The sequence below is a fragment of the Acidobacteriota bacterium genome (assembly GCA_040754075.1).
Lineage (GTDB): Bacteria > Acidobacteriota > Blastocatellia > UBA7656 > UBA7656 > JBFMDH01.
The window spans coordinates 19469-44040 of sequence record JBFMDH010000040.1 but is presented as its reverse complement, the minus strand read 5'-3'; the positions used below and the strand labels follow the sequence as shown (position 1 = coordinate 44040).

Here is a 24572-nt window from a genome sequence, read left to right as displayed (position 1 = left end):
ATGGCTGTTTTTACGGTTTTGCTTCCATCCAGTTTTTCCCTGTGCCAACATCAACGATGAGCGGCACACTCAAGGGATAGACATTTTCCATTTCAGCTTTTACCAATTCCTTAACCCGCTCAATTTCCGCTTCGGGCACTTCGAGCAACAGTTCGTCATGCACCTGCATGATGATTTGCGCTTTCAATTTTTCGCGTTGTAATCGGTCGTGGACTTTGAGCATCGCCATCTTCATCAAATCGGCGGCGCTTGCCTGCAAAGGCGCGTTGATGGCTTCGCGTTCGGCTCTTGCCCGCAAGGCATGATTTTTATTGTTGATGTCGGGAATCGGTCGCGACCTGCCGAATATGCTTTTCACACAACCGGTCTGGCGGGCGACTTCCGGCGTCTCTTCCATGTAGCGGCGCACGTCTTTGTAGGTTTCGTAATAATTATCAATCGCTTTTTTGGCTTCGGCTCTGCTGAGCGTGGTGCGCTGCGCCAGTCCAAATGCGCCGACCGAATAGGGAATCGCGAAGTTGACGATTTTCGCAAGCCGTCGCAAATCGTGTTCTTCTGCTTTGGTCTTGGCGCCGAAAACTTCGCGCGCGGTTTTGGCGTGAATGTCTTCGTTTTTCTGAAACGCTTCGGTCATCTTGTTATCGCCTGTCAGATGCGCAAAGAGTCTCAGTTCGATTTGCGAATAATCGGCGGACATCAACACGTACCCCACAGACGGCACAAACGCTGCGCGGATGCGACGACCAAGCTCTGTCCGCACCGGGATGTTTTGCAGATTGGGATTCGTTGATGACAGCCTGCCGGTTGCGGCGATTGCCTGATTGAGCGTCGTGTGAATGCGCCCGGTGCGCGGGTTGATGAGGCGCGGCAAGGCATCAACATAAGTGTTTTTGAGTTTGGCAATCTCGCGGTATTCGATGATGAGCTTAGGCAGTTCATATTTTTCCGCAAGTTCAACCAGCACATCGTTCGAGGTGGAAATCTTTCCGGTTTTGGTTTTGCGTGTCAGTTCAAAATTGAGTTTCTCGAACACCTCGCCGAGTTGCGCAGGTGAATTGATATTGAATTCCTGACCGGCGACTTGATAAATCGCTTTGGTCAGGCGTTCCAGTTCTTTCTGCATTTCCTGTTCGGCTTTTTTCAAAGCCTTGATGTCAACCCGTACGCCGACCTGTTCCATTTCAAACAATACTTCAACCAGCGGCAATTCGATTTCGCTATAAATTTTTTCAAGCTCCCGGTCGCGCAACTTGGCGCGCAATACGTCTGCCACCTGTCCTGTGAAATCGGCGATTTGCAAAGCGTGTAAATCATCAGCCTCGAATCCTTCGAGCGTATCAATCATCTGCAATCCCAGATGTTCGCGGGCAATTTCCAGTAACGGATGTTCGAGGCGATTAGGGTCAAGTAAGTATGCTGCAAGCAAGGTGTCATCTTCGACGCCTTCAATGCGAATGAGCGGCGTAAACTTCTGAATCGTGCCATCGTGGGCGGGCTTGGCTTGCATCGCCGCAAACAGTGGCGAACTGGCTTCATCGGTCGATTCAACCGAGGCTGCCTGGCGATGCAGATAATCGGTTAGAGCGCTGAGCGCGCCTTTCCAATCGTGAATGGATTTTTGAATCAAGCCATTTTCTAAAATATCTTTGAGCAAACTGAGGGCATCAACTTTTTCCGCCAGTTTATCAAAATCAATCAGCGTGGCATTCGATGCGGCAGTTGAAATCGCCAAGCCGTATGCCGCGCCTTTGCGGGTGGCAACCGCTAGGGCAAAGCGGTCTTCGCCGTGTAATGATTTGATAAATTTCGTCAGTTCGCTTTTGGTCGCAATGTTCGTATAACGCACCGCACCGGCTTTGCGCGCCGCAACCAGAGCCAGAGTTTCGGGATTGGCAGCGTCGGCAAACTCACGCGAGAGTTGTCCGAATTCCAACTCGGAAAATAATTCGTAGGCTGCTTCGCGGTCGGGGGTTTCGTATTTCAAGGCTTCCAAATCGAGTTCAATCGGCAAATCACAAACGATGCGCGCGAGTTCCCGCGATTGGCGAATCAATTCAATATTATTGAGTAAACTTTCGCGATAGACTTTGCGGGGAATCTCTGCGGCGTGGGCGTAGGCGTTTTCGATGCTGCCGAATTCCTGAATAATCTGTTTTGCGCCTTTTTCACCTATCCCCGGCGCGCCCGGAATATTGTCGGAGGCGTCGCCCCACAGTCCCAACAAATCAACCACTTGATCGGGACGAACATTCAATTTTTCTTCAACGCCTTTTTCATCCAGCCAGCGCAAATCGCCGCTGCGTTCGGCGCGCATCATTTTGACGTGGCTATTCACCAGTTGGCATAAATCTTTATCGTTGGAAACGATGATGACGTCAATGCCCGCCTGTTTGGCTTTGGTTGCCCAGGTGCCGATGATGTCGTCGGCTTCGTAACCTGCGTAACGAATGAGCGGAACGCGCAACACTTGGCAGACACGTTCGATGAATGGCAATTGTAAAACCAGGTCGTCGGGCATAGGGGCGCGCTGCGCTTTGTAGCGTTCAAATTGTTCGTGGCGAAAAGTCGGTTCCGGCGAATCGAAAGCGACGCCGAGAAAATCAGGTTGTTCGGCGTTGATTAGTCGCCTGAGCATCATGGTGAATCCGTAAACTGCGTTGGTCGGTTGGCCCGCGGAATTCGATAAACCGCGAATCGCATAATAAGCGCGATAGACTTGTGACATTCCATCGACAATAAAGAGGCGTTTGCGTTCGGTTAAACCCATAGCGGTCATACTAGGCGGGGCGCTTTTCGAGTGTCAACTACAGCAAGGATTGAAACGCTAAATTATCTGCTTGGCTTGGGAAATTTTGTTTTGTTAGACTGACTGCCCAGCCAAAGACGGGAGGTGCATCATGACATTCGCATTTTTTTTCAATCATTCGGTAAAAGCGTTGGTGAAGTTGTTGACTCTGGTGTTGGTGTTTTATTCACTGAACGCCGGCGCGCAAAGCGGCAACACCTTGTTGGGTGATTTGCGCGTCGATGAAAGTAAAGTAACCGGACTCAAGCCTGCGTCCTATCATATTTTACTGGTTACAGCGAGCGGCAATGTTATCGGCAGACAACCGACCACCAATAATGGGCGCTATCGTTTTTTGAATGTTCAAAACGGCGAGTATGACATTGTTGTGCAGGTTGAAAACGATGAGGTCGCGCGCATTCGCGTGCGCTTGATGGAACTTCGCCCGACCGATGTGCGCCAGGACATCGCTTTGGAATGGCGTCCCAATGTTGGCAGAAAAAATCCGTCGGCGAGTGGGACGGTCGCAGCAGTTAGTTACAATCGTTTGCCTGCCAATCAAAGCAAATTCGATAAAGCGATGGAGGCGATTGATAAAAAAAGAAATGACGAAGCCATGACGTTACTCAAAGAGATCGTCACCGATGACCCCAAAGATTTTATCGCCTGGGCAGGCATTGGTACGTTGCAATCCAAACAGGATAAAAATGGCGATGCCGAAAGTTCTTATCTTCGCGCCTTGCAGGAAAAGCCCGATTATATGCTGGCGCTGATGAGCCTTGGGAAACTCAGAATCGCGCAGAAAAATTATGATGGCGCGATTGAAATCCTGACGCGCGCGGTTGCCACGCCACCGCCTTCTGCCGAAGCCAATCATTTGTTGGGTGAATGCTACCTGCAAATCAAGAAAGGCTCGAAAGCCGTTGGCTACCTGAACGAAGCGATTAAGCTTGACCCCGTCGGCAAAGCCGATGTGCATTTAAGGCTTGCGACGCTTTATAACGGAGCCGGAATGAAAGACCGCGCCGCAATTGAGTACGAGAAATTTTTGGAAAAGAAACCTGATTACCCCGATAAGAAAAAATTGCAGCAATACATTCAGGAGAATAAAAAATAAGCAATGGGCTTGTTGATCGTTGTGCCCGTCGTGGTTGTCCGTCTGGTCAGTTGACAGTTGCTGACAACGGGATTTATAACGATTACATTATGACAAGCGAAGAACTGGAAAAAGCCATTCAGTTTGTTCTGGAACAGCAGGGACAATTTTACGCCGGATTGAAAGAACTGGAGGCGAAACAACATCAACAGGCTGAATTGCAGGGGCAACAGCATAAACAGTTTGAGCAACAGCAGAAACAGCTTGATCAGTTGACGAATTCGGTCATGGGCTTGACGGCAATCGCCGGCACACTGGCTGAGAAATATACCGAACTGATTGAAGCGCAGAAAAAATTGACTGAAAGTCAGGAACACACAGATAAACGTTTGCATGCGGTCATTGATATTTTAATGAAACGCAATCCAATAAACGGGAATTCTCAATAACCCGCACAAATTTTATGAACCATATCTCTCGTCTTTCACGCGAACACGCCGCGCTCATCGTTATTGATATGCAGGAGGCGTTTCGTTCAGTCATACAGGATTTCGGCGAGGTTGCCCTACGTATCAGCAAAGCCGTTCAAGGCGCGCGCCTCCTGGAAGTTCCGGTCATCGTCACCGAGCAATATCCGAAAGGATTGAAACACACCGCAGGGGAAATTCAACCGCATCTCGCACAGGACGCCACCACCATCGAAAAGATTTGTTTCAGCAGTTGCGGGGTTGATGATTTCCGCCAGCAATTGATTTCGCGCAACATCAAACAGGCGCTGGTCTGCGGCATTGAAGCGCATATCTGTGTCACCCAAACCGTCTTGGATTTGCTCACGCAGGATATCGAAGTTCACCTGTTGGTCGATTGCATCACCTCGCGCAAACGCGAAAGCAAAGAGGTCGCGCTCCATCGGTTGACGCAGGCGGGCGCGGTTTTATCGAATTTGGAAATGTCGCTTTTTGAAATGCTACGCACCGCCGATTCTCCACATTTCAAAGCCATTCAAAGCTTAATCAAATAGGATTGCGGATTCAGGATTGAGGATTCAGTTAAGCTGCCATCCCGCCCTGAATCCTCAATCCTGAATCCTGAATTCTCATGGACAATTTGAATCAACAACAACGCGAAGCCGTCGAAGCCATCGAAGGACCAATGCTCATTCTAGCCGGAGCCGGTTCCGGTAAAACCCGCGTCATTACTTATCGCATCGTGCATCTCATCGAACAGGGCGCGCGTCCTGAAAATATTCTCGCCGTGACCTTTACCAACAAAGCCGCGTCGGAAATGAAAGAGCGCGTCGAAAGAATGCTCGGCGCGGGGCGGCGTAGCGCGTCCCCCTTGCTTTCAACTTTTCATTCCTTGTGTGTGCGGCTGCTCAGGCGCGATGTTGAAAAGATGAATGCGGGATACACTCGCAACTTCACGATTTATGACGCGGATGATCAGGCGCGGGTCGCCCGCACCATCATGAAAGAGATTGGCATTGACGATAAGGCTTTGCCCGCGCGGTTGACCATGTCGGTGATCAGCAGCGCAAAAAATCGCGGGCAATCGCCGGGTTCGTTTGCCAGTCAAGCCGAGTATGCGTCGGAGAGAACCGATCAAATTGCGCAAGTTTATAAACATTATGAACAACGACTGGCACAATCGAATGCGATGGATTTCGATGATTTGTTAATTAAAACCGTCGAACTGTTGAAGCGCGTGCCGGAAGCGCGTGATTATTATCATCAGAAATTCCGCCACATTTGCGTCGATGAATTTCAAGACACCAACGCCATTCAATATGAACTTATCCGTTTGCTTGCCATCGGCTCATCGCGGCTTGACCACACGAAAATTGATTCGGATGAATTCTGGAAAGGGCGCAGTCTGTGTGTCGTGGGAGACATTGATCAATCGATTTACGCCTTCAGGTCGGCAGACTATAAAATCGCTTTGAACTTTCAAAACGATTTTGCAAAAGCCAAACTCATCAAACTCGAACAGAATTATCGTTCAACCCAAACTATTCTGTCGGCTGCCAATCAAATCATCGAACGCAATAAACAACGTTTGCCGAAAACCCTTTATGCTTCGCCGCATCTCGGTGAAGGCGAGCGCATTCGTTACTATCAATCTTATGATGGCGACGGCGAAGCTTCGTTTGTCGCTGAAAAAATTCAAGAACACATCAGACGCGACCCGCACACGCGCTGCGCCGTGCTCTATCGCACCAACGCGCAATCGCGCCTTTTTGAAGAAGCCTGCCGCCGTCGCGGCATCGCTTATAACATCGTCGGCGGTTTTTCATTTTATGAACGCGCCGAAGTCAAAGACATCATCGCCTATTTGAAACTGGCGATGAATCCCAATGATGATGTGGCATTGGAGCGCATCATCAATTCACCGGCGCGCGGCATCGGCAAAGCGACGCTTGATGCGATTCACGCGATAAAAAAAGATATGGAGCTTTCGTGGTGGGAAGCGATTCCGATTGCCATTCAAGAGAAAAAAGTGAACGCCCGAGCCATGCTCGCGCTTGAAGGCTTTCGCGCGGTGATTAACGGATTGCGTGACCGCGTCAACAATAACGAGCCGCTTTCGGAAATCGTCAAAGCCGCGACTTTGGATACCAGCTATGTTCGTGCTTTACAAGAAGAGAATTCCGAAGAAGCCACCGGGCGTTTGTTCAATATCGAAGAATTGGTGACGGCTGCGGTTGAAGCGGAAAATCAACAAGAGACGCTTACGGATTTCATAGACCACGCGGCGCTCGTAGCCGATACCGACCAGTACAAAGCCGATGCGAAAGTCACCTTAATGAGTATGCACGCGGCAAAAGGTTTGGAGTTTCCCGTGGTGTTCATTGTCGGACTTGAAGAAAATCTCTTTCCGCATTCGCGTTCAGTCAGTAGCGAAGATGATTTGGAAGAAGAACGACGATTGATGTATGTCGCCATCACGCGGGCGCAACAACACCTGTATATCACCCACGCCATGAAGCGGCGCACCTGGGGCGAAGAGATTGCCGCCGAACCGTCACGGTTTTTAAATGAGTTGCCGCTGGAATTATTACAGGATGTGTCATTAGTGCCGTCGTGGATGAAATTCGCTTCTCGTGATGAGGTGCAGCACAATCGTCAAGCGGCGGCTGCCTTGCGCGGTGAAACTCCGCCGCCTGTGAAAAAGAGTTCAAACTTTTCCGGCAAAACTTATAACTCGGTCGATAGCGTCAACCAATTTTTCAAACGCCGCATTGACGAAGCCGGACGAAAAGAGGGAACCGGGAACCGGGAGCCGGGAACCGGCAAGGCTCCGGTTAAAAAAAGTTCCGGTTGGCAAAACGGTATGCGTGTCAAACATGCGAAATATGGCTATGGCATGATTTTGCGCGTCGAAGGCAGCGGCGATGAAGCGAAATTGACTGTGAGTTTTCCCGGTTACGGGCAGAAAAAATTCGTCGCTAAATTTGCCGGGCTGGAAAAAGCCTGAAAATAATCACCCATCATTGATGGTTGTCGAGTGCGCGGAAACCTCAAGCTGGCAGGTCGCTTTAAAATTAAAAACTCTGACCGCTACGGTTGTTGCGTGAGCGGTCTCTGACCGCGAATGAAAAGTAAACAAAAATCCTTGGTTGAGTGAGCGGTCTCTGACCGCGAAATCGTCTGCCTGATCCGCGATTAAAAAGCACAATGAACTGGTATTTTTATGAAAGTTAAAGTCGCCGCCATTCAAGCCGCTAATGTTTATCTTGATTTACAGGCTTCACTTGAAAAAGCTTTGCGCCTCATCGAAGAAGCCGCCGCACAAGGCGCAAAACTGATTGCTTTTCCTGAAACCTGGTTGCCCGGCTACCCGGCATGGCTCGATTGCTGCCGTGATGTTGCGCTCTGGGACTTTGCGCCGGTCAAAAAAGTTTTTGCGCGGCTTGCCGAAAATAGTGTGACGATTCCAAGTCCGGTCACTGAGGCAATCGCCAGTGCGGCGCGTGAACACCAGGTCGTCATTAACATCACAGTCAATGAACGTGTAGCGGTAGGCGCGGCGCGCGGCACGCTCTTTAACACCATGCTGACCTTTGGCGCGGATGGCGAATTATTAAACGCCCATCGCAAAATCATGCCGACCTATACAGAGCGATTGGTGTGGGGCAAAGGCGACGGTAAAAGTTTGCGCGCGGTGGACACGGCTTCGGGACGCCTTGGCGGATTGATTTGTTGGGAACACTGGATGCCGCTGGCGCGTCAGGTCATGCACGAATCGAGCGAAGACATACACATCGCCGCCTGGCCCCAGGTGAAAGAGATGAACCTGATTGCCAGCCGTCAATACGCTTTCGAGGGCAGATGTTTTGTGATTGCCACAGGCGCGGTGATGCGGGCGAGCGAATTGCCCGAGGAACTTGAACCCATTGACGCGCTCAAACAGAATCCGAGTGCAATGGTACTGAACGGCGGCAGCGTGATTATCGCCCCTGATGGTTCAATCCTTGCGGGTCCGATTTTTGATGAGGAGGCGATTCTTACAGCCGAACTCGACCTCTCGCGCATCACCGAAGAAAACCTCACACTTGATGTGACCGGACATTATTCGCGCCCGGATATTTTTGAAGTGAAGATCAAATCGTGATGATGGTCTGCCCAGGTCTGTTACTTCTTCCTGGCGATAAACCCATTCAATCCTTTTCTGAATTTCAGCTCTCCATAGGCGCGAATGATTTTGACTTGAAAGCCCGCTTGACGGAGTTCGTCGGCGAGGTCGCCAGGGGCGAATAAGTGAATGCGATGAGTTTCATCGCTGCGTCGCCAGTGGTTCCCGACTTTGCGAAACGTCGTGATGCGACGGGTCAATTGATTGGCTTCGCTGTCTTCCTCTTTTTCTACACACACCATCCAGCCTTTGCCTTCCGTGTAAGTGCGCTGCGGATTCGCGCCGGTTAAACTGCCGGGTCCGAGCACATCAAAAACGAACACCCCGCCCGGCGCTAAGGCTTCATAAATGCGTTTGAAGAGATTCAGGCGTTCAGCTTTTCCGTGTTCATCGAACAGATAATTCAAGCCTTCGCTGACGCAGGTTACAGCAGCACAAGGCGGCAATTTGGTTTTGAGTAACGACGCTTTTTTGAAAGTTGCGCGCGGCGCGGTGCGTTTTGCCAACGCTATCATTGCCGCTGAAATATCAATGCCGAGCGCCTCATAGCCCGCATCGGTTAAGGCTTTCGCAAAGATGCCGCTGCCGCAACCTAAATCAATGATCAATCCGCCGGTGATATTTTTATCACCCAGAATTTTAAAAAGCCCCGGCGTTGCTTCGTTGATGAAACCTGCGAAACCCGTGTGATGAATGTAGGCGAGGTCTTCTTTATATGCTTGAACCATCGTTTTATGTCTATCCTATGCTTGCTTGGTTTTTTCGTTTTACGGTTAAGATTTGCGTTGCAGGGCGTCTTTGCCGGTGATGATGCGGGCAATCGAATAAATCGGTTTGCCCTGCGATTCAAAATAGGTGCGCGCCACCAGTTCGCCAATCAGTCCTGCACAGATGAGTTGCAAACCGACAAGCAACAACACGCAACCAAGCAACATCAGTGGCCCGTGGACTTCAAAAAGGTCTGTGCCCCAGAGAATTTTTTTCGCCACCATCACCAGCAGGACAAGGCTTCCGCTAACGATACTCACTAGCCCAAGAGGTCCGAAAAAATGCATCGGGCAGGTAATGTATTTCAGCAAAAAGCGAACCGTCAACAGATCGAACAACACGCGAATGGTGCGCGAAATCCCGTAATGCGATTTGCCATCCGGGCGTTCGATATTTTTGATCGGCACTTCGGTAATCGTCGCGCCATTCCACGAAGCCAGCGCCGGAATAAAGCGGTGCAACTCACCATAGAGTTTTATCTGTTTGATGGTGTCTTTGCGATAGACCTTAAACGTGGTGCCGAAATCATGAATATCGACGCCCGACAGTTTCGCTATCAACCAATTTGCCGCGCGCGAGGGCATCCGCCTCAGCAGAAAATTATCGACGCGACGTTTGCGCCAACCGCTGACAATATCGCAACCGCTTTCCTCGAACACCTCAAGCATCCTGGGGATTTCATACGGGTCATGTTGCAGGTCGCCGTCCATTGCAATAATGATTTCGCCCGCCGCGTAATCAAACCCGGCGGCAAGCGCGCCGGTCTGTCCATAATTGCGTTTCAAACTGATGACCACGACCCGCTCATCCTGTGCGGCAATTTCTTTAAGCAGGTTCAAGGTTTTGTCGGCGCTATGGTCATCGATGAAGATGAATTCCGTCGGTTCCCGGTAACCGCTCATGACTTCATCAAGTCGTTTATACAATTCCGGCACACTCTCTTGTTCGTTATGAAAAGGGATGACGATAGAATATTGGATGAAATGATTGTCTTTTTGAAACATATGATTTTCTCACTTCTACTACGCCTAAGCGCACAATAAAGGTTTCTGGTTTACAAAACCTGCCACTAAATTTGCCCATAATGAAGCAATTCAATCCGATTCGCTTCAAGACAATGTTTGACTGTTGCATCGGTCAAGGCTTCAAACTCCTGCTGACGCTCACGTTTGAGTCGGGTGTGGGCGACTTCCAGTTCCGCATCATAAATTGCCGGATGACACATGAGTTCGGTGACGCCTTCATTCAGTGAATTGATAATCTGGCAAAGTGCTTCACTATCGAGCAGTCCTGTTAAGGTTACGCCGCAAAAATAGTCTGGGGTTTGTAAATTAAATCTTCGCAACACGTTTTTGAATTGCCGCGCCGCAGGGCGCGTCATCAAGGACAGCGCGCCCTGCTTGAAAACCAGTTTACGTCGGTTTCGGGTCAATGCCGTTTTCACAGAGACCCGAGGATTTTCAAAAGGGAAACGCACGATGCGAATGCCAAATTCAGTGGCGACCCGCGCCATCGCTTCACTGACTGTTGGGTGCATGGCTGTGTGTTTGTGGGTGTCGAGATGGGTGGGGCGAATACCTGTTGAAACCAGGCGTTCGACTTGCGCTGCAAATTCACGTTCAATGTCGAGTGGGTTGACTTGCCTGCGGGCGAGTTTAATAACCAGGTCGGTAAGCGTTCGCGGCAAGTTCCCTTCGGTATCGGCTAAAGAAGCCGACTCCGATGAAACCGCTTTACCGCCAACCGCTGTAAGATGACAACCGACACCAAGCATTGGGTGCGCTTGCGCCAAATCGACTGCCTCCTGGAATGCCGCGCCATTTGCCATCAAGGTTGTGCTGGTGAGGATGCCATTCTTAAATGCGCGCACGATGCCTGCGTTGGTGCCGCGGGTAAATCCGAAATCATCTGCATTGACGATTAAGCGTTTCATGATGGGTTGATAGAGACAGTCAATCAGGTAACTATCAGTCGCCGGAGGTTGAAATAAACATACGTCCAGCCGTTCCTCTGTTCAACCTCAATCGGAAGGTGAGATTTGATAGACCTCTGTAGCGGCTACGCCTTGGTAACGGCTTGCCTGTGCCAACGGAAAGTGGGTTTCAACGAAATGAAAGTTGGTTTGATTTTCAAAGTAGATGCGACCTTTTTGCAAAATGACGTAATCAATTTTGCCAGTGGTTAAATCAAATTGCGGTTGCGACATGATTTTTGAGCGCAGGTCACGACGGTTGAATCGCTCAAGGTAATAAGCCACCACGCCGGGAATTTCGCTGGCGATAGTGGCGTTAGGAGGCGCGTGTTCCGCCAGGTAGCGAATGCTTTCGCGCGCCCCGAGGTCATAGAATTCATCATGTGGAAAGAAGTAGCCGATATGGTTTTTGCCGAGCCGGTTGGTGTAAAGCCCCGGATAGGGCAGGGCATAATTGATGGTTAAAAATGCCGGCGTAAGGATGAATATCAATGCTAATGCGCCAGCCGCAAAATAGGTTGCCGGTGGCTGCAAGGGTTTGAAATAGCGATGCAATAATCGCCAGATGGTCATCACGCCGACAGCGGCGACCATATAAATAATCGGCATCAAGGTTAAGGAATAGCGCAGGAATTTTGAGCCGATAACCGACATCGGAATAAACCAGAAAATCAACATCATGCGCAAAAACAGATAACCGCGCGCGACACGGGCATCACCGCGATGCCGGAAAATTTCGATGAGTCCAATGACAAAAGCCACGAGAATCGGCAGCGGCACTTTGACCGCAAGATAAAGAAGATAAAAATACCAGGGATTGCCCAACGGCATGTCTGCCATATCATTGCTGAACAGTTTGTCCATTAAGGCATAGCCATGATGAGTGAGCAAATCTTCACTCGTATAAGCGCGGATATAACGCCAGGTTTGCGGCGAGAAAATCGCCCAGTTGAAAGCCGCAAAGGTGAGCACCAGGCTGGCGAAATATTTCCCCCACATGCGCCCGGTGAGTGGGCGGTTATTACAACGGTTGTAACCGACTAGCGTATAAAACAAGGCATTGAGTCCGATGTAATGCGGAAAATATTTCGAGCCGACCATCATGCCGAAAGCCGCTCCCGCAAGCGCATAGAACTTTTCCTGTCCGGCAATATCTGATGAGAGTCGTTCTTTGGCTTGATGGTAAAAATAGAATCCGAGGAGCATAAAAAAGACGAAGAGGGTGTCTTCTTTGGTGATGCGATTAAACCAGATGGCATTGACCCCGAAAGCCCAGAACAGGGAAGCGATGATGCCGGTTTCAAACCCTAAAAGCGCAGTAGCCAGCAGGAGAATCGGAATCACGGTGAGCGCCCCGAACAGGACATTGGGAAAGCGCAATGCGCTTTCTTCGGAAATCGTCAGTCCCAGTTGCTTGCCCGCCGTTTGATTCCACAGGGAAGCGGTTCGGGTCGAAGCCAGACAGAGCAATTTCATGAGCATCGGATGCTCGGTATTGACTGTGAAATCGCCGCGTTCATAAGCGCGCATGGCGAAAACTTTATTGGTTTCATCTTCGCTGAGTCCGGCGGCGTCCAGTTTATAAACCCGCAAGCCAAAGGCGAGAAGGGTAATGAAGATTGCCAGTAAAATTTTCTTACTTTCAAGCTTTTGAAAAAGCCCTGTGCGGATTTCCTCGGTGGGGTGTTGCAACTCGGCACAACTTACTTCCAGACGTTCTACGGTTTGCATCCTGATTTATCTATGCCTCTACCTTCGTGGGATGATTCAGCCCTTACACGCGTTTCGGCCTTCTTCTCCTGTGCGACATCTGCCCTCTTATAATAAAACAAAAGCCGCTGCTTACTCTAGCAACGGCTGAGATTTTCGGAGGATGGAAAAACTGATGAATTTTGATAAATAAATCGAACGACAATTTTCTGCCCGTTTAAACAACGCGGTTCGTCTGTTGGCTTACCCCAAAGCGAGCAATTTATTTATCAAAGTTCATCAACTAATCGGCTTTTTTGCGAATGAACGCAGGGATGTTCGGATCATCCTGATGGGCTTTGCTGCCGGAATAACTCGAACCCGGTCCACTGCCAAGCGGCCCGGTATGCGGCGATACGGGAACCGTTGAGGTCGCGGCTTTGTCAAAACCCGTAGCGATAACTGTGATTTTGATTTCATCCGTCATCCGCTCATTCACCACCGCGCCGACAATAATATTGGCATCTTCGTGTGCAGCTTCGTGAATGATGTCCATCGCCTCGTAAATTTCAAACAAGGTCATATCGGGACCGCCCGAAATATTAACCAGCACACTCTTCGCGCCTTCGATGGACGCCTCTTCAAGCAAGGGACTCGAAATCGCATTGCGCATGGCTTCGGTGGCGCGGTTATCGCCGCCTGAAACTCCTGTGCCCATCAGCGCGATGCCCATGCCGGACATGGTGGTTTTAACGTCGGCAAAATCGACGTTAATCAACCCCGGCACGGTAATGATGTCCGAGATGCCCTGTACACCTTGACGCAAGACGTCGTCTGCGAGTTTGAAGGCTTCGAGAAAGGGAGTATTTTTCGAGACCGCGCCAAGCAACCGGTCATTGGGAATAGTAATGACCGTATCCACGCAATCGCGTAATTCATTAAGTCCCTGTTCGGCTTGACGCTGACGCCGACGCCCTTCAAAGCGGAAAGGTTTGGTCACCACGGCGACGGTCAAAGCGCCCAGTTCGCTGGCGAGACTCGCTAAAATCGGTGCGGCTCCGGTTCCGGTGCCGCCGCCAAGACCTGCGGTGATGAAAACCATGTCTGAGCCTTCGAGCACCTCGATGATTTTTTCGGTATCTTCGAGGGCAGATTTGCGCCCGACTTCGGGGTCGCCACCGGCGCCCAATCCTCTGGTGAGTTTTTCACCGATTTGAATTTTGATGGAAGCCTTGGAACTTTTCAGTGCTTGAAGATCCGTATTGGCAACCAGGAATTCCACTCCTTCGATGCCGGCTTCGATCATTCGGTTAACTGCATTACCCCCGCCACCGCCTACGCCTATAACTTTTATCTTGGCTCCGTTGGCAGGCTGGTCCATTTCATCAAACAGGATCGTTTTGGTCTCTTTCTTATCGTCTGCTCCTGTCATGGGTGCCTCCTGCAATTAATAAATCAACGATTGGTTGAAGGGATTCTCTTAAGGGGAAAGAGAATTTCAAAATTTCTATGGTATGAACTACCCGCTTGATTGTTTCCTGCATGAATTTTTATTACACCTTCATGATATTTAATTTGGGACGAAAGCGCGTTTCATCGCGCCTCAAATAATAGGTACTGAACTTGAAGCGTCCGTTAGGGAATCGGGGGCTCACGCGCAACGCTTGTGAGAAGGGCACTCTTATTCTAATACAATATCTTGTAGCCACAACCGCTTAAAGCACTCGGCATAGTATCACAGACGTTTTACCGTCACAACTTTTTTTCTGACAAATTTCGGCGATTCAATAAAAATTTTTTACTTGAATCGTCCAAACAGGTTACTCCAGAAATTGCCGCGTCGCGGAATACTTTCTTTAAGCGAATGCAGCCCTTTTTGGTTGACCTGTTTGTGAAACCCATAAACCAGCGTGCCAATCGCCGTCGCATACGCCGGACTGTCCAGGTCGCTCGTCAAGCCACCGATAATATGCGGAATGCCGTGACGCGCCGGAAGGTCTAAAATCTGTTCAGCCATTTCGACCGTGCCATCCATTAACGCGCCGCCGCCGGTTATCACTACGCTCGATAACACCTGTTGCTCGAACCCCGCGCGTTTGATTTCATCTGCCGCCAGTCCGAAAATCTCTTCAGCGCGTGGCTGCAAAATCTCACATAGAATTTGCCGGCTCAACATACGCGGCGGTCTGCCACCCACCGACGGAACCTCAACCATGCGCCCGCGTTCGTGCTCCGGCATCAGCAGCGCAAAGGCGCATCCTTCACTGCGTTTGATTTTTTCTGCCTCCGGCACAGGCGTGCGGAGTCCCACGGCAATATCATTAGTTAAATGATTGCCGCCCATTTCAAAGACCGCAGTGTGGCGCACAGCATCGCGATAGATGATGGTCAAATTGGTAATATCCGCGCCAATGTCCAAAACCGCCGCGCCGTACTCTTTTTCATCATTGGTTAAGGTGGCTTCCGTGCAGGCGACATGGTTGATGGTGGTGTCAACCACTTCCATACCGGCGCGATTGATGGCGGTGATGACATTTTGTCTGGCGGTAATCGGTGAGGTGACCACATGAACTGCCGCCTCCAGACGCATACCGAGAAAACCGACGGGATTGCCGATGCCGTCTTGCCCGTCAACGATAAACTCTTGGGGTAAGACATCAATGATTTCCCGGTCGGTCGGTACGCTGATGGCTTTTGCCTGTTCGATGACCCGATAAACATCGTCTTCTTCGATTTCGCGATTGCGGCGACTGATGGCAATGAGTCCGCGAGAATTGACACCGCGTAACTGCGCGCCGCCGATGTTGGCATAAGTACGTTCGACCATTACGCCGGACATGGCTTCGGCTTCTTCGACTGCATGTTTGATGGCATCAGCCGTCGCCTCAATATTGACGACGACGCCTTTGCGAACCCCACGCGAAGGCGCGCGCCCAATCCCTGTGACTTCCAGTTCATCATTATCGTTTACTTCACCGATGACCAGACGCACTTCGGTTGTGCCGATGTCTAACGCTGAAATATGTCTTTGCCCTTTTGTCATTGTAATCCTCCGGTTATTTCTTTTTGCCGGGGGCTTGCTTGGTGGCTTGAGTCGGGCGATTTGCAGCCGTTACGGCGGTCTTCAAAGGTTTCGCAGAAGCTTTCGCTGTTTGAGCTTTAACTGGTTTCGCGGATTCGGGTTTTTTTGGCGTTTTAGCTTCGGCTTTCTTCTGAACTGCCGGTTCAGGATTGTCCTGAACATTCGCTACTTGTTTGGATGTTCCTGCATCTTTCTCTTTCGCGATGATTGGCGAGGAAAAACTGAACACCGTACGTCCGGGCTTGGACGCATCAATCGAACTGATTTTATCGGCGTTTTCAATGAGCCGTTCCGCGTCCTGTACGCGGGAACGGCTGAGAACCTGAGTATCCTGATCTTTGATGGCTTGCAAAATTTGCAAAGCGGTTTCAAAGCGGTTACGGAAATCATCATTGCCTAGTATGACTTTAACGGGAAAATTAACCGGCGAAGCGGGCAAGATGGTCGAGGTGACCAAATTGACCTTTACATAATTGGGGTTTTGCAAATCCACTTCATTAATCAATTCCCACAATGAATTTTTGGCGCTCAGGGCTTTTTCAATTTCTTTATAGACGGCAATCCGTTCGCGATTTTCGGCAAGCGCGATAGGCGATAAATTGCCGCCTTCATTGAGTCCAATGACCGTGGGCGGCGCTTTATGAATATCTGCCTCTTTGGTTGACGCGGCAGCTTTGGCGTCAAAAAATTCGCCGAGTTCCAGACCCTCAATATCAAACCAGACCAGGTTACCGGAATCGCGTCGCGCCAATACCGCGGGTTGGCGTTCATTTACGTTAATCTGAATTTTATCCGGCAAGACGCGCGCTACCCAGGCTTCGCGCACTCGTTGCAGGGTGAGAATTTTTTGCCGGATGGTGTTGAGGTCAACATCCATCAAACGCGATTTGCCAATCAAACGCCGCACCATTATTTCAATATCGGAACGCACGGCGGGGCTGGCTTCGGCGACTTCGATTTGTTTGACCTCAAATAGTCGGGAAGCGGTGAAAAGTTTGTAAGCGATAAATAAAAGGATAAAGGCAAAAATTACGGCAATCGGTTTCGCATAGGTTTTGATGAGGTCAAAGAGATAGTCAACATCAATCTGGAAACCTTTTGCAGTCGGTTTTGATTTTTTTTGCGTAGTACGCGGCGCAATAACTTGTGCGCGCGTCCGGGATTGAGATAATGCCAAGATGAAACCTCTGTCTTGAGGATTCAGGATTCGGGGTTCAGGATTCAGATTAGAGTACGGGGCTGTACTTCTGAATCCTCAATCCTCAATCCTCAATCCTAATTCAAAATTCTTAGCAACTCATCTCCTGCTTGATATACGTTGCCAGCGCCAAGTGTAAGAATTAAATCGCCGGGCTGTGCGATTTCCTTTAGTTTATGCGCTGCACCTGCCAGTTGTCCAATGTACTCGACGTGTCTATGCCCAAAACGCTCAATTTTTTCTGCAAGCGTCTGAGCCGTAATTCCTTCAATCGGGTCTTCGCTGGCGGCATAAATATCCGTGACCAGCAAAACATCTGCGCCATAAAATGACCGCGCAAAGTCTTCGAGCAAATCGCGGGTGCGGGTATAACGATGCGGTTGAAATAACACTACGACACGGCGACCGCCGGTGCGCGCCGCTTCCAGTGTCGCTTTGATTTCCGTCGGATGATGACCGTAATCATCAACCACCAGAATTTCATGGGCTTCGCCTTTAAATTGAAAGCGCCGTTCAGCGCCGCCAAATTCACCGAGTGCTTCGACAATTTGCTCGAACTCAAGATTCAAATCCAAACCGACAGCGATTGCCGCAAGCGAATTGTAGACATTGTGTCTGCCGGGCACTTTCAGGCGCATGGTGCCTAAGTCTTTGCCGAAAGCCCGAACCGTGAATTCGGAACCGAAACTTTTATGGGTTTGAATATTCCACGCCGAAACATCTGCCTGTGCCGCGAGTCCATAAGTGACGATGCGCCGGGAAATTTCCGGCAAAATCGCCTGCACATTCGCATCATCGAGACATAAAACATTCGTCCCGTAAAACGGCACGCGATTGGTAAAATCCGTGAAGCATTTTTTTATCTGTTCAATGCCGCCGGTGAAAAAATCCAGATGGTCGGCATCAATATTCGTTAGCACGGTAATCGTTGGTGTGAGCAGCAGCAACGAGCCATCCGATTCATCGGCTTCGACGACGATATATTCGCCTTTGCCAATGCGCGCATTCGAGCCAAGCGAGGCGACGCGACCGCCGACCACCACCGTCGGGTCGAGTTCGGTGTTATGCAACACGTGAGCAATCATCGACGTGGTTGTGGTTTTGCCATGCGTTCCGGCAATGGCGATGCCGTAACGATAGAGGCGCATTAACTCTTTCAACATCTCTGCGCGTTGAATGACGGGAATCTGTCGTTGACGTGCAGCGACGACTTCAGGATTATCCTGACGAATCGCTGATGAGGTTACCACTACGTCCGCGCCTGTGATGTGGTCGGCGCTATGACCTTCCCAGATAGTTGCGCCCATCTTTTCCAATCGCTCGGTAATCGCCGAGCGTTTGGCGTCACTGCCGGTAATGCGAAAATTTGCCGCAAGGGCGAGCAACACCTCTGCGATGCCGCTCATCCCGATGCCGCCGATGCCTACGAAATGAATGTGTCTGACGCTTCTAAAAAACATTCCTGTTGGTCCTTTGTCATTAGTCATTGGTCATTGGTTTTCAGAAGGCGCGCCAATTGATCGTAAATACGCATTGAGTTTTGGCGATACCTCACTGATGATTGGCTTGAGGCTGTTGATTTGCGCATCGTTGAGAAGGTGCCGTTTATAAGCGCGCCTTAGCCAATGCCTGGTTTCGTATAAAGAGCCGCGCGCCACTCTGACGAAACGACGATTATCTTGATAACTGCCTCTGCCGGTTCCTTCGGCAATATTGGCACCGATGCTGTCGGCAGCCTTAACGATTTGTTTGCCTACCGTGTCTTTGGCAAATAAATCCCACTGCGTGACTATTTCCCAAATGTCGTCAGCCAATCTTTCAGATAATTTATACACTTGTAAATTTTCAAAGCTGGTACTCATCATCGTACTCCTTTTTTACAAATGACTAATGACCAATAACCGATAAAGCTAAATCAACCGTGCGCTGAGCCGCGTCCGCGCGTCCGAGTGCGCGACTCGCGGCTTCCATCTTATCAATCTCTGCCGGAGTTTCAATCAAACGCAGTAATTCTTCAGCGAGTTTTTCCGGTGACAGGTTTTTTTGCAAAATCATTCGACCCGCGCCCGCTCGTTCAAATGCCTCGGCGTTTTTGCGTTGATGGTCATCGGCGGCAAACGGGAAGGGAATGAAGATTGCCGCTTTGCCTGCCGCTGCCACTTCCGCTGCTGTGGTCGCGCCCGAACGACAAATCAACACATCGGCATTGGCGAATTGTTTCGCCATATCGTGAATGAACGGTCGGACATCGGCATCGCTAAAGCCCGCTTCAATGTAGCCCTGTTTGACCATCTCAAAATCCTTTTCGCCGGTTTGATGAGTAATTGCCAGTTGCGCTTTTTTTGCCGCAAGCAAAGGCAACGCTGCAACCATCGCCGTATTGATGGCGCGCGCCCCTTGACTGCCGCCAAAAATCAGAAGGTGAAGCCGTTCACCGCGCGTTTTCTTGGGAATTTGCGCGAAATCGCTGCGCACAGGATTGCCCGTGACCTCACCTTTGCCGCGACAATAAGCTTTCGCTTCGTCAAATGACAGCGCCGCCGCGTCAACGAAGCGCGCCAGCACGCGATTGGTAAAACCGGGCATGGCGTTTGGTTCAACAATCATCGTCGGGATGCGCGACAACGCCGCCATCAGTAGTGTCGGACCTGCCGAATAGCCACCAACGCCGATGACCACATCGGGTTTGAAGCGGCGCAAAATCTTTAATGCCGTTACGAAACTGAGCGGCAATTGAAACATGGTCTTGAGGCGCTCGCCCGTTGATACATTTTTCAACGCGCCGACTTGAATCATCTCAAGTTTGAAGCCTTCGCGGGGAACGATTTTCGATTCCAGTCCGCGCGGCGTTCCAACGAATAAAATCTCAGCATCGCCATCGCGCCGTTTCAATTCATGGGCAATCGCTATGCCCGGATAAATGTGCCCGCCGGTTCCACCTGCCGCAATGATGATTCTCATACTTCACCATTGCGGATTGCGGATTGCGGATTGCGGAATTTTTTTCTCATCGTTTGCCACCTCTGGCTGTGCTGATTGATGAAACAATGATAGCAAGCATCTGTTTTCCTTCATCCATGAGGTTGGTAATTCGCTGTTCTTTAACCAGGTTTGCGTCAATTAACAGTTCCATCCAATACACCGACTCATCCGTCTCTTCTTCAACGATTCCCATTTTGCTATGAAATCGGCTTTGGACTTGGCTCTACAAGATGCGCGGTAATTTGCTCCGACGGAGTGCCGCATCTCAGTAATTGCCTGCCAACCACCTCAGATGTCCGGCTTTTGGATAAGTTTTCAACCAGTTTGATGATTCGTAACCCGTAAAGCTTAGTTCTTGTTTTCATCTCCTCTGAATTCATCTTTTCTCCAAAGCCAAATGATATTAGCTGGCAATCAGAAAAGTGATGAAAGGGTTTTCTAATCTCTCAGGGGTTAGTTCCCCGCAGCGTGCTGCGAAAGAGTTTCCGCTAGACGAATACCACGCAGCTTGCTGTGCGGAGATTCATTCAATCCGCAATTCGCAATCCGCAATCCGCAATTCTCAAGCTCCTTCGTGTTTCGATATATTCAACAAAATTCCACAGGCTGCCAGGGTAATCGCCAGCGATGAACCGCCCGCGCTGATAAACGGCAACGGAATCCCTTTGGTCGGCACCAGTGAAAGCGCCACGCTGATATTAAAGAATGCCTGTGCGGTAATCAAAACCGTGAGTCCCGTGCCTAACAGATTTCCGAAGCGGTCAGGCGCATGACGCGCCGCTTTAAAACCGCGCCACGCAAATGCGCCAAAGGCTGCGACCAAGGCGATGGAGCCAATCAAACCGAGTTCTTCGCCAATGACCCCGAATATAAAATCGGCGTGCGGCGACGGCAAAAAAAATAGTTTCTGTTTGCCCTGCGAATAACCCAGTCCGTTGATGCCCCCGCTGCCGACCGCGATTAACGATTGTACGACCTGATAACTTGAGGTCTGTTCATTTTTCCAGGGATTTAGAAAATCCAGCAGCCTTTGTAAACGCCAGGGAACAAATACCAGCATACCGACAAGTGCGGGAACCACCGGAATAGCAAGCGTCGCCAGATGACGAATCGGCACACACGCTTGATACAAAACCACAGCAAAGGTGATGAAAATCATGAGCGCGGTTCCCAGGTCAGGTTGCGCGCCAATCAAGCCGACAATCAGCAAAGTGGTAACCGCTGTCGGGATGAAAACTTTTTTGTAATCCTCAACCCGGTTCGCATATTTTTCCAGGTAGTACGCCAAAAAGGCTACCAGAGCCAGTTTCGCGACTTCCGAGGGTTGCAGGGAAAAGCCTTTGAATAAAATCCAGCGATGCGCATTGTTGACTTTGGGAAAGAAGAAGACGGCGCATAGCAGGACAATCGTCATGTAGAGCGCAAAGAGAATGAAGGCGCGTTTTTTATAAAGCCGGTAATCGATTTTCATGGTCATCGCCATGCCGAACAAACCCACAACTGCCCACATCCCTTGTCTGACAAAAAAGTGAAACTGGTCGTTGTGCAATTTATCGGCAAGCATTGCCGATGCGCTGTAGACCATCAATAAACCGAAGACGGTAAGCCCCAGAACGATTGCCAGTAAAATTTTATCAATCGGTACTTCACGGGTTTTCGTTGAAGGTTGATTCTTCCATAAAGATAGCTGTTTGCTTTCTCTGCGAACGGTTCCAGTATAAGTCGCCATAATGAATTTTTCGTTTTCTGCTTTTAGTTTTTCAGCCGATTCCTGCCGACTGATAATTGATGGGGCTTAGGTGATTGTTACTTTAAAGCATGGACTGCTGCTTTGAACACCTGTCCGCGATGTTCGTAGTTATCGAACATATCGAAACTGGCGCACGCTGGCGCGAGCAACACAATGTCGCCCGCGTTTGCCGCTTGCATAGATTTTTGCACCGCGTCGGTCATTGAAACCGCGCAAGTCATCGGGCGCGTGTCGGCAAGTTGCGCGGCGATTTTTTCACTTGCCGCGCCGATTAAAATAATCTGTTTGACCCGTTCGCGAATGAGCGGCGCAAGCACCGTGTAATCACTGCCTTTATCTTTGCCGCCGAGTATGACAATGACGTTGCGCTCAAACGCCTCAAGCGATTTCACCGTCGAATCGACATTGGTGGCTTTCGAGTCGTTATAAAATTTCACGCCGCCGATTTCGGCTACGAATTCAATGCGATGTTCGACGCCTCTGAAATTGCGAATCACTTGGCGCAGCGCTTCAAGTTGTTCAGGTTTGGTTTGCATCGCGCAAAAGACCGCCGCAAATGCCGCCATGATATTTTCAATGTTGTGCATTCCCGGCACTTGAATTTCACCGGCGCGCATGACTTCGGTTGCGCTTCGGTCATCGGTGAGAAGCGTTGAATAAATTCGCCCGTCGCGCAGAAAAATTTGCGCGGTTGATGAATCCGCTTTCGTGCTGAAAAAAACTTTTTGCGACGGGATGCCAAGCCTATTCACCATTTCAACCACCGGCGCATTATCCAAATTCAACACCGCGAAATCCGCAGCCAGTTGATTTTTGAAAATCCGATGTTTCGCTTGCACATAATTTTCAAATGTTCCATGTCGGTCTAAATGGTCAGGAGTAATATTGGTCATTACCGCGACCTGGACACGCAAACTGTCAATGGTTTCGAGCTGAAAACTCGAAAGCTCTGCAACCGTCCAGGTATCATCGGTGGATTGTTCCACCAACCCGGTGAGCGCCGCGCCGATGTTGCCGCCGACAATCACCTGTGCGCCCGCCGCTTTCATCAATTCGCCAATCAATGTTGTGGTTGTCGTCTTGCCATTCGAGCCGGTTACGCCAATCATTCGCCCGCGCAGGAAACGCCCGGCAAGTTCCGGTTCGCTGATGATTTCAACGCCCGCCTGGTTTGCCCGTTGCAGCGGCACAAGGTCTGCGGGCACGCCGGGACTTAGGACAATCAAATCCGCATTCACAAACAGGTCTTCCGGGTGTCCGCCGAAAACCACTCGCACGCCGAGGCGTTCAAGCGCAGTGATTTCCATAGCCAAAGGCGAATCGGGTTTGACCAAATCACTTTCAGCTTTGTAATCATTGGCGGTCACAACTGCGCCGCGCGCGGCAAGTAGTCGCGCTGCCGCTACGCCGCTTCGCGCAATACCAACAACGAGAATTTTTTTGCCAGTAATGTTCATTCAATGTTTTGTACTTCGTGCTTTGTACTTTGTGCTTGCAATGCACAAAACACTACCGGAGTTTCAAAGTCGAAAGACTGAGCAATGCCAGAAGAATCGCTACAATCAAAAAGCGAAAAACAATTTTCGGTTCCATGCGTTTCGAGAGTTCCGGCGGATACATCAACTCGAAATGATGGTGAATCGGCGTCATCTTGAAGATACGTTTTTTGAGCAGCTTGAATGAGGCGACCTGCAACATCACCGATAACGCTTCCATGACAAACACCCCACCGATGATGACCAGCAGAAATTCCTGTTTGATTAAAACGGCAATTGCGCCGATGGCGCCGCCTATCCCTAGCGCGCCCACATCGCCCATAAACACTTCGGCGGGCGGCGCGTTGAACCATAAAAAGCCGAGACTCGCGCCGGTAAGCGCCGCGCAAAAAATGGTCAACTCATGCACCTGTGGTTGATGAACCAAATCAAGATATTCAGCGAAAACTTTGTGCCCCGTGACGTAAGTAAAACCGGTGAGTGTGGCAGCGGTAATCATGGTCACGGAAATCGCCAAGCCGTCGAGTCCATCAGTTAAATTGACCGCATTTGAAAAACCGACGATGACCAGCGGCGCAAAGATCAACAGATAAATCGGCCACCATAACAAAATAGCTTTTTTGATAAACGGAAAACTGAGTTCGGTGCTGTAGGTTGTCAAATATTTCAACGCCAGCGCAAACACAAAGGCGATGGCGAATTGCAAAGCCAGTTTCTGTTTTCCGGTGAGTCCGAGGTTCTGTTTCTTTTTAATTTTCGAGTAATCATCGGCAAATCCGATGGCGGCATATGCCAGCGTCGTTAAAACCACAATCCAGACATAAGCGACCGAGAGATTCGACCACAACAGCGTGGAAACCGTAATCGCCACCATAATCAGCACCCCGCCCATCGTTGGCGTGCCTTTTTTCGAGTGGTGGGTTTGTGGTCCTTCTTCGCGAATGTATTGTCCGAAATTCAACCGCTTGAGCATATTGATCATTCGCCGTCCGAACAGCAGGCTAATCAAAATCGCGGTTATCGCCGCCATTGCGGTGCGAAAGGTCACTTGATCGAACACCCGCAACCACGACAGACTGCTGTGCACGTCATTGAAATATTTCAGGTAGTAGAACATTGTCT

Annotated in this window: 20 protein-coding genes; 5 read left to right on the top strand and 15 right to left on the bottom strand. The window is 50.1% G+C overall.

Features of this window, described 5'->3' with window-relative positions:
• Nucleotides 1-10 precede the first annotated feature (10 nt).
• The gene (gene polA / locus AB1757_28005) at nucleotides 11-2776 is read right to left on the bottom strand and encodes a DNA polymerase I (protein ID MEW6130907.1); all 2766 of its coding nucleotides are present in this window, start codon (nucleotides 2774-2776) and stop codon (nucleotides 11-13) included.
• A 121-nt stretch (nucleotides 2777-2897) separates the two neighbouring features.
• Between polA and AB1757_28000 the strand changes: the two genes are divergently transcribed.
• The 5 genes from AB1757_28000 to AB1757_27980 all read left to right on the top strand — a co-directional run bounded on the left by AB1757_28000 (nucleotide 2898) and on the right by AB1757_27980 (nucleotide 8492).
• Entirely contained in the window at nucleotides 2898-3902 is a 1005-nt protein-coding gene (locus AB1757_28000; protein ID MEW6130906.1) for a tetratricopeptide repeat protein, read from the top strand.
• 89 nt (nucleotides 3903-3991) lie between these two features.
• On the top strand, nucleotides 3992-4330 hold the full coding sequence (locus AB1757_27995; GenBank protein MEW6130905.1) for a hypothetical protein: 339 nt from the start codon (nucleotides 3992-3994) through the stop codon (nucleotides 4328-4330).
• A gap of 14 nt (nucleotides 4331-4344) precedes the next feature.
• Nucleotides 4345-4902 (top strand): isochorismatase family protein, encoded by a 558-nt coding sequence (locus tag AB1757_27990; protein ID MEW6130904.1) that lies wholly within the window; start codon nucleotides 4345-4347, stop codon nucleotides 4900-4902.
• Between the two features lie 77 nt (nucleotides 4903-4979).
• Nucleotides 4980-7355 (top strand): UvrD-helicase domain-containing protein, encoded by a 2376-nt coding sequence (locus tag AB1757_27985; GenBank protein MEW6130903.1) that lies wholly within the window; start codon nucleotides 4980-4982, stop codon nucleotides 7353-7355.
• A gap of 216 nt (nucleotides 7356-7571) precedes the next feature.
• On the top strand, nucleotides 7572-8492 hold the full coding sequence (locus tag AB1757_27980) for a carbon-nitrogen hydrolase family protein (protein MEW6130902.1): 921 nt from the start codon (nucleotides 7572-7574) through the stop codon (nucleotides 8490-8492).
• Between the two features lie 20 nt (nucleotides 8493-8512).
• On the opposite strand, the gene AB1757_27975 is transcribed toward AB1757_27980, so the two are convergent.
• The 14 genes from AB1757_27975 to mraY form a co-directional block, all read right to left on the bottom strand.
• Nucleotides 8513-9241 carry a class I SAM-dependent methyltransferase gene (locus AB1757_27975; protein ID MEW6130901.1) on the bottom strand — a complete coding sequence of 243 codons (729 nt, stop codon included), beginning with the start codon at nucleotides 9239-9241 and terminating at the stop codon, nucleotides 8513-8515.
• 45 nt (nucleotides 9242-9286) lie between these two features.
• On the bottom strand, nucleotides 9287-10285 hold the full coding sequence (locus AB1757_27970; protein MEW6130900.1) for a glycosyltransferase family 2 protein: 999 nt from the start codon (nucleotides 10283-10285) through the stop codon (nucleotides 9287-9289).
• Between the two features lie 65 nt (nucleotides 10286-10350).
• A complete protein-coding gene (locus AB1757_27965) occupies nucleotides 10351-11214 on the bottom strand; it encodes a ChbG/HpnK family deacetylase (GenBank protein MEW6130899.1) in 864 nt (287 codons plus the stop codon).
• A gap of 87 nt (nucleotides 11215-11301) precedes the next feature.
• On the bottom strand, nucleotides 11302-12984 hold the full coding sequence (locus AB1757_27960; protein MEW6130898.1) for a glycosyltransferase family 39 protein: 1683 nt from the start codon (nucleotides 12982-12984) through the stop codon (nucleotides 11302-11304).
• Nucleotides 12985-13246: 262 nt separating this feature from the next.
• Entirely contained in the window at nucleotides 13247-14374 is a 1128-nt protein-coding gene (gene ftsZ, locus AB1757_27955; protein ID MEW6130897.1) for a cell division protein FtsZ, read from the bottom strand.
• 366 nt (nucleotides 14375-14740) lie between these two features.
• Nucleotides 14741-15985 (bottom strand): cell division protein FtsA, encoded by a 1245-nt coding sequence (gene ftsA / locus AB1757_27950; GenBank protein ID MEW6130896.1) that lies wholly within the window; start codon nucleotides 15983-15985, stop codon nucleotides 14741-14743.
• Between the two features lie 13 nt (nucleotides 15986-15998).
• Nucleotides 15999-17201 carry an FtsQ-type POTRA domain-containing protein gene (locus AB1757_27945; GenBank protein ID MEW6130895.1) on the bottom strand — a complete coding sequence of 401 codons (1203 nt, stop codon included), beginning with the start codon at nucleotides 17199-17201 and terminating at the stop codon, nucleotides 15999-16001.
• Between the two features lie 98 nt (nucleotides 17202-17299).
• Nucleotides 17300-18682: a UDP-N-acetylmuramate--L-alanine ligase gene (murC, locus tag AB1757_27940; GenBank protein ID MEW6130894.1), complete on the bottom strand. Its 1383-nt coding sequence runs from the start codon at nucleotides 18680-18682 to the stop codon at nucleotides 17300-17302.
• A 30-nt stretch (nucleotides 18683-18712) separates the two neighbouring features.
• Entirely contained in the window at nucleotides 18713-19087 is a 375-nt protein-coding gene (locus AB1757_27935; GenBank protein MEW6130893.1) for a four helix bundle protein, read from the bottom strand.
• Nucleotides 19088-19109: 22 nt separating this feature from the next.
• The gene (gene murG / locus AB1757_27930) at nucleotides 19110-20183 is read right to left on the bottom strand and encodes an undecaprenyldiphospho-muramoylpentapeptide beta-N-acetylglucosaminyltransferase (protein MEW6130892.1); all 1074 of its coding nucleotides are present in this window, start codon (nucleotides 20181-20183) and stop codon (nucleotides 19110-19112) included.
• 46 nt (nucleotides 20184-20229) lie between these two features.
• The gene (locus tag AB1757_27925; protein ID MEW6130891.1) at nucleotides 20230-20397 is read right to left on the bottom strand and encodes a four helix bundle protein; all 168 of its coding nucleotides are present in this window, start codon (nucleotides 20395-20397) and stop codon (nucleotides 20230-20232) included.
• A gap of 369 nt (nucleotides 20398-20766) precedes the next feature.
• Nucleotides 20767-21933 (bottom strand): putative lipid II flippase FtsW, encoded by a 1167-nt coding sequence (gene ftsW / locus AB1757_27920; GenBank protein MEW6130890.1) that lies wholly within the window; start codon nucleotides 21931-21933, stop codon nucleotides 20767-20769.
• 77 nt (nucleotides 21934-22010) lie between these two features.
• A complete protein-coding gene (murD, locus tag AB1757_27915) occupies nucleotides 22011-23411 on the bottom strand; it encodes a UDP-N-acetylmuramoyl-L-alanine--D-glutamate ligase (GenBank protein MEW6130889.1) in 1401 nt (466 codons plus the stop codon).
• Nucleotides 23412-23463: 52 nt separating this feature from the next.
• Complete coding sequence (mraY, locus tag AB1757_27910; GenBank protein MEW6130888.1) at nucleotides 23464-24567, bottom strand: phospho-N-acetylmuramoyl-pentapeptide-transferase; 1104 nt, start codon at nucleotides 24565-24567, stop codon at nucleotides 23464-23466.
• Nucleotides 24568-24572: the final 5 nt, after the last annotated feature.

Bases quoted from the DNA above. Each gene is read 5' to 3' on its own strand.
- mraY (MEW6130888.1), bottom strand. From the start codon at position 24,567: ATGTTCTACTACCTGAAATATTTCAATGACGTGCACAGCAGTCTGTCG.
- AB1757_27990 (MEW6130904.1), top strand. From the start codon at position 4,345: ATGAACCATATCTCTCGTCTTTCACGCGAACACGCCGCGCTCATCGTT.
- ftsW (MEW6130890.1), bottom strand. From the start codon at position 21,933: ATGGCGACTTATACTGGAACCGTTCGCAGAGAAAGCAAACAGCTATCT.
- AB1757_27980 (MEW6130902.1), top strand. From the start codon at position 7,572: ATGAAAGTTAAAGTCGCCGCCATTCAAGCCGCTAATGTTTATCTTGAT.
- AB1757_27935 (MEW6130893.1), bottom strand. From the start codon at position 19,087: ATGATGAGTACCAGCTTTGAAAATTTACAAGTGTATAAATTATCTGAA.
- AB1757_27925 (MEW6130891.1), bottom strand. From the start codon at position 20,397: ATGGGAATCGTTGAAGAAGAGACGGATGAGTCGGTGTATTGGATGGAA.
- ftsZ (MEW6130897.1), bottom strand. From the start codon at position 14,374: ATGACAGGAGCAGACGATAAGAAAGAGACCAAAACGATCCTGTTTGAT.
- polA (MEW6130907.1), bottom strand. From the start codon at position 2,776: ATGACCGCTATGGGTTTAACCGAACGCAAACGCCTCTTTATTGTCGAT.
- AB1757_27965 (MEW6130899.1), bottom strand. From the start codon at position 11,214: ATGAAACGCTTAATCGTCAATGCAGATGATTTCGGATTTACCCGCGGC.
- AB1757_27985 (MEW6130903.1), top strand. From the start codon at position 4,980: ATGGACAATTTGAATCAACAACAACGCGAAGCCGTCGAAGCCATCGAA.
- murD (MEW6130889.1), bottom strand. From the start codon at position 23,411: ATGAACATTACTGGCAAAAAAATTCTCGTTGTTGGTATTGCGCGAAGC.
- AB1757_27975 (MEW6130901.1), bottom strand. From the start codon at position 9,241: ATGGTTCAAGCATATAAAGAAGACCTCGCCTACATTCATCACACGGGT.
- ftsA (MEW6130896.1), bottom strand. From the start codon at position 15,985: ATGACAAAAGGGCAAAGACATATTTCAGCGTTAGACATCGGCACAACC.
- AB1757_27960 (MEW6130898.1), bottom strand. From the start codon at position 12,984: ATGCAAACCGTAGAACGTCTGGAAGTAAGTTGTGCCGAGTTGCAACAC.
- AB1757_27970 (MEW6130900.1), bottom strand. From the start codon at position 10,285: ATGTTTCAAAAAGACAATCATTTCATCCAATATTCTATCGTCATCCCT.
- AB1757_27995 (MEW6130905.1), top strand. From the start codon at position 3,992: ATGACAAGCGAAGAACTGGAAAAAGCCATTCAGTTTGTTCTGGAACAG.
- murG (MEW6130892.1), bottom strand. From the start codon at position 20,183: ATGAGAATCATCATTGCGGCAGGTGGAACCGGCGGGCACATTTATCCG.
- murC (MEW6130894.1), bottom strand. From the start codon at position 18,682: ATGTTTTTTAGAAGCGTCAGACACATTCATTTCGTAGGCATCGGCGGC.
- AB1757_28000 (MEW6130906.1), top strand. From the start codon at position 2,898: ATGACATTCGCATTTTTTTTCAATCATTCGGTAAAAGCGTTGGTGAAG.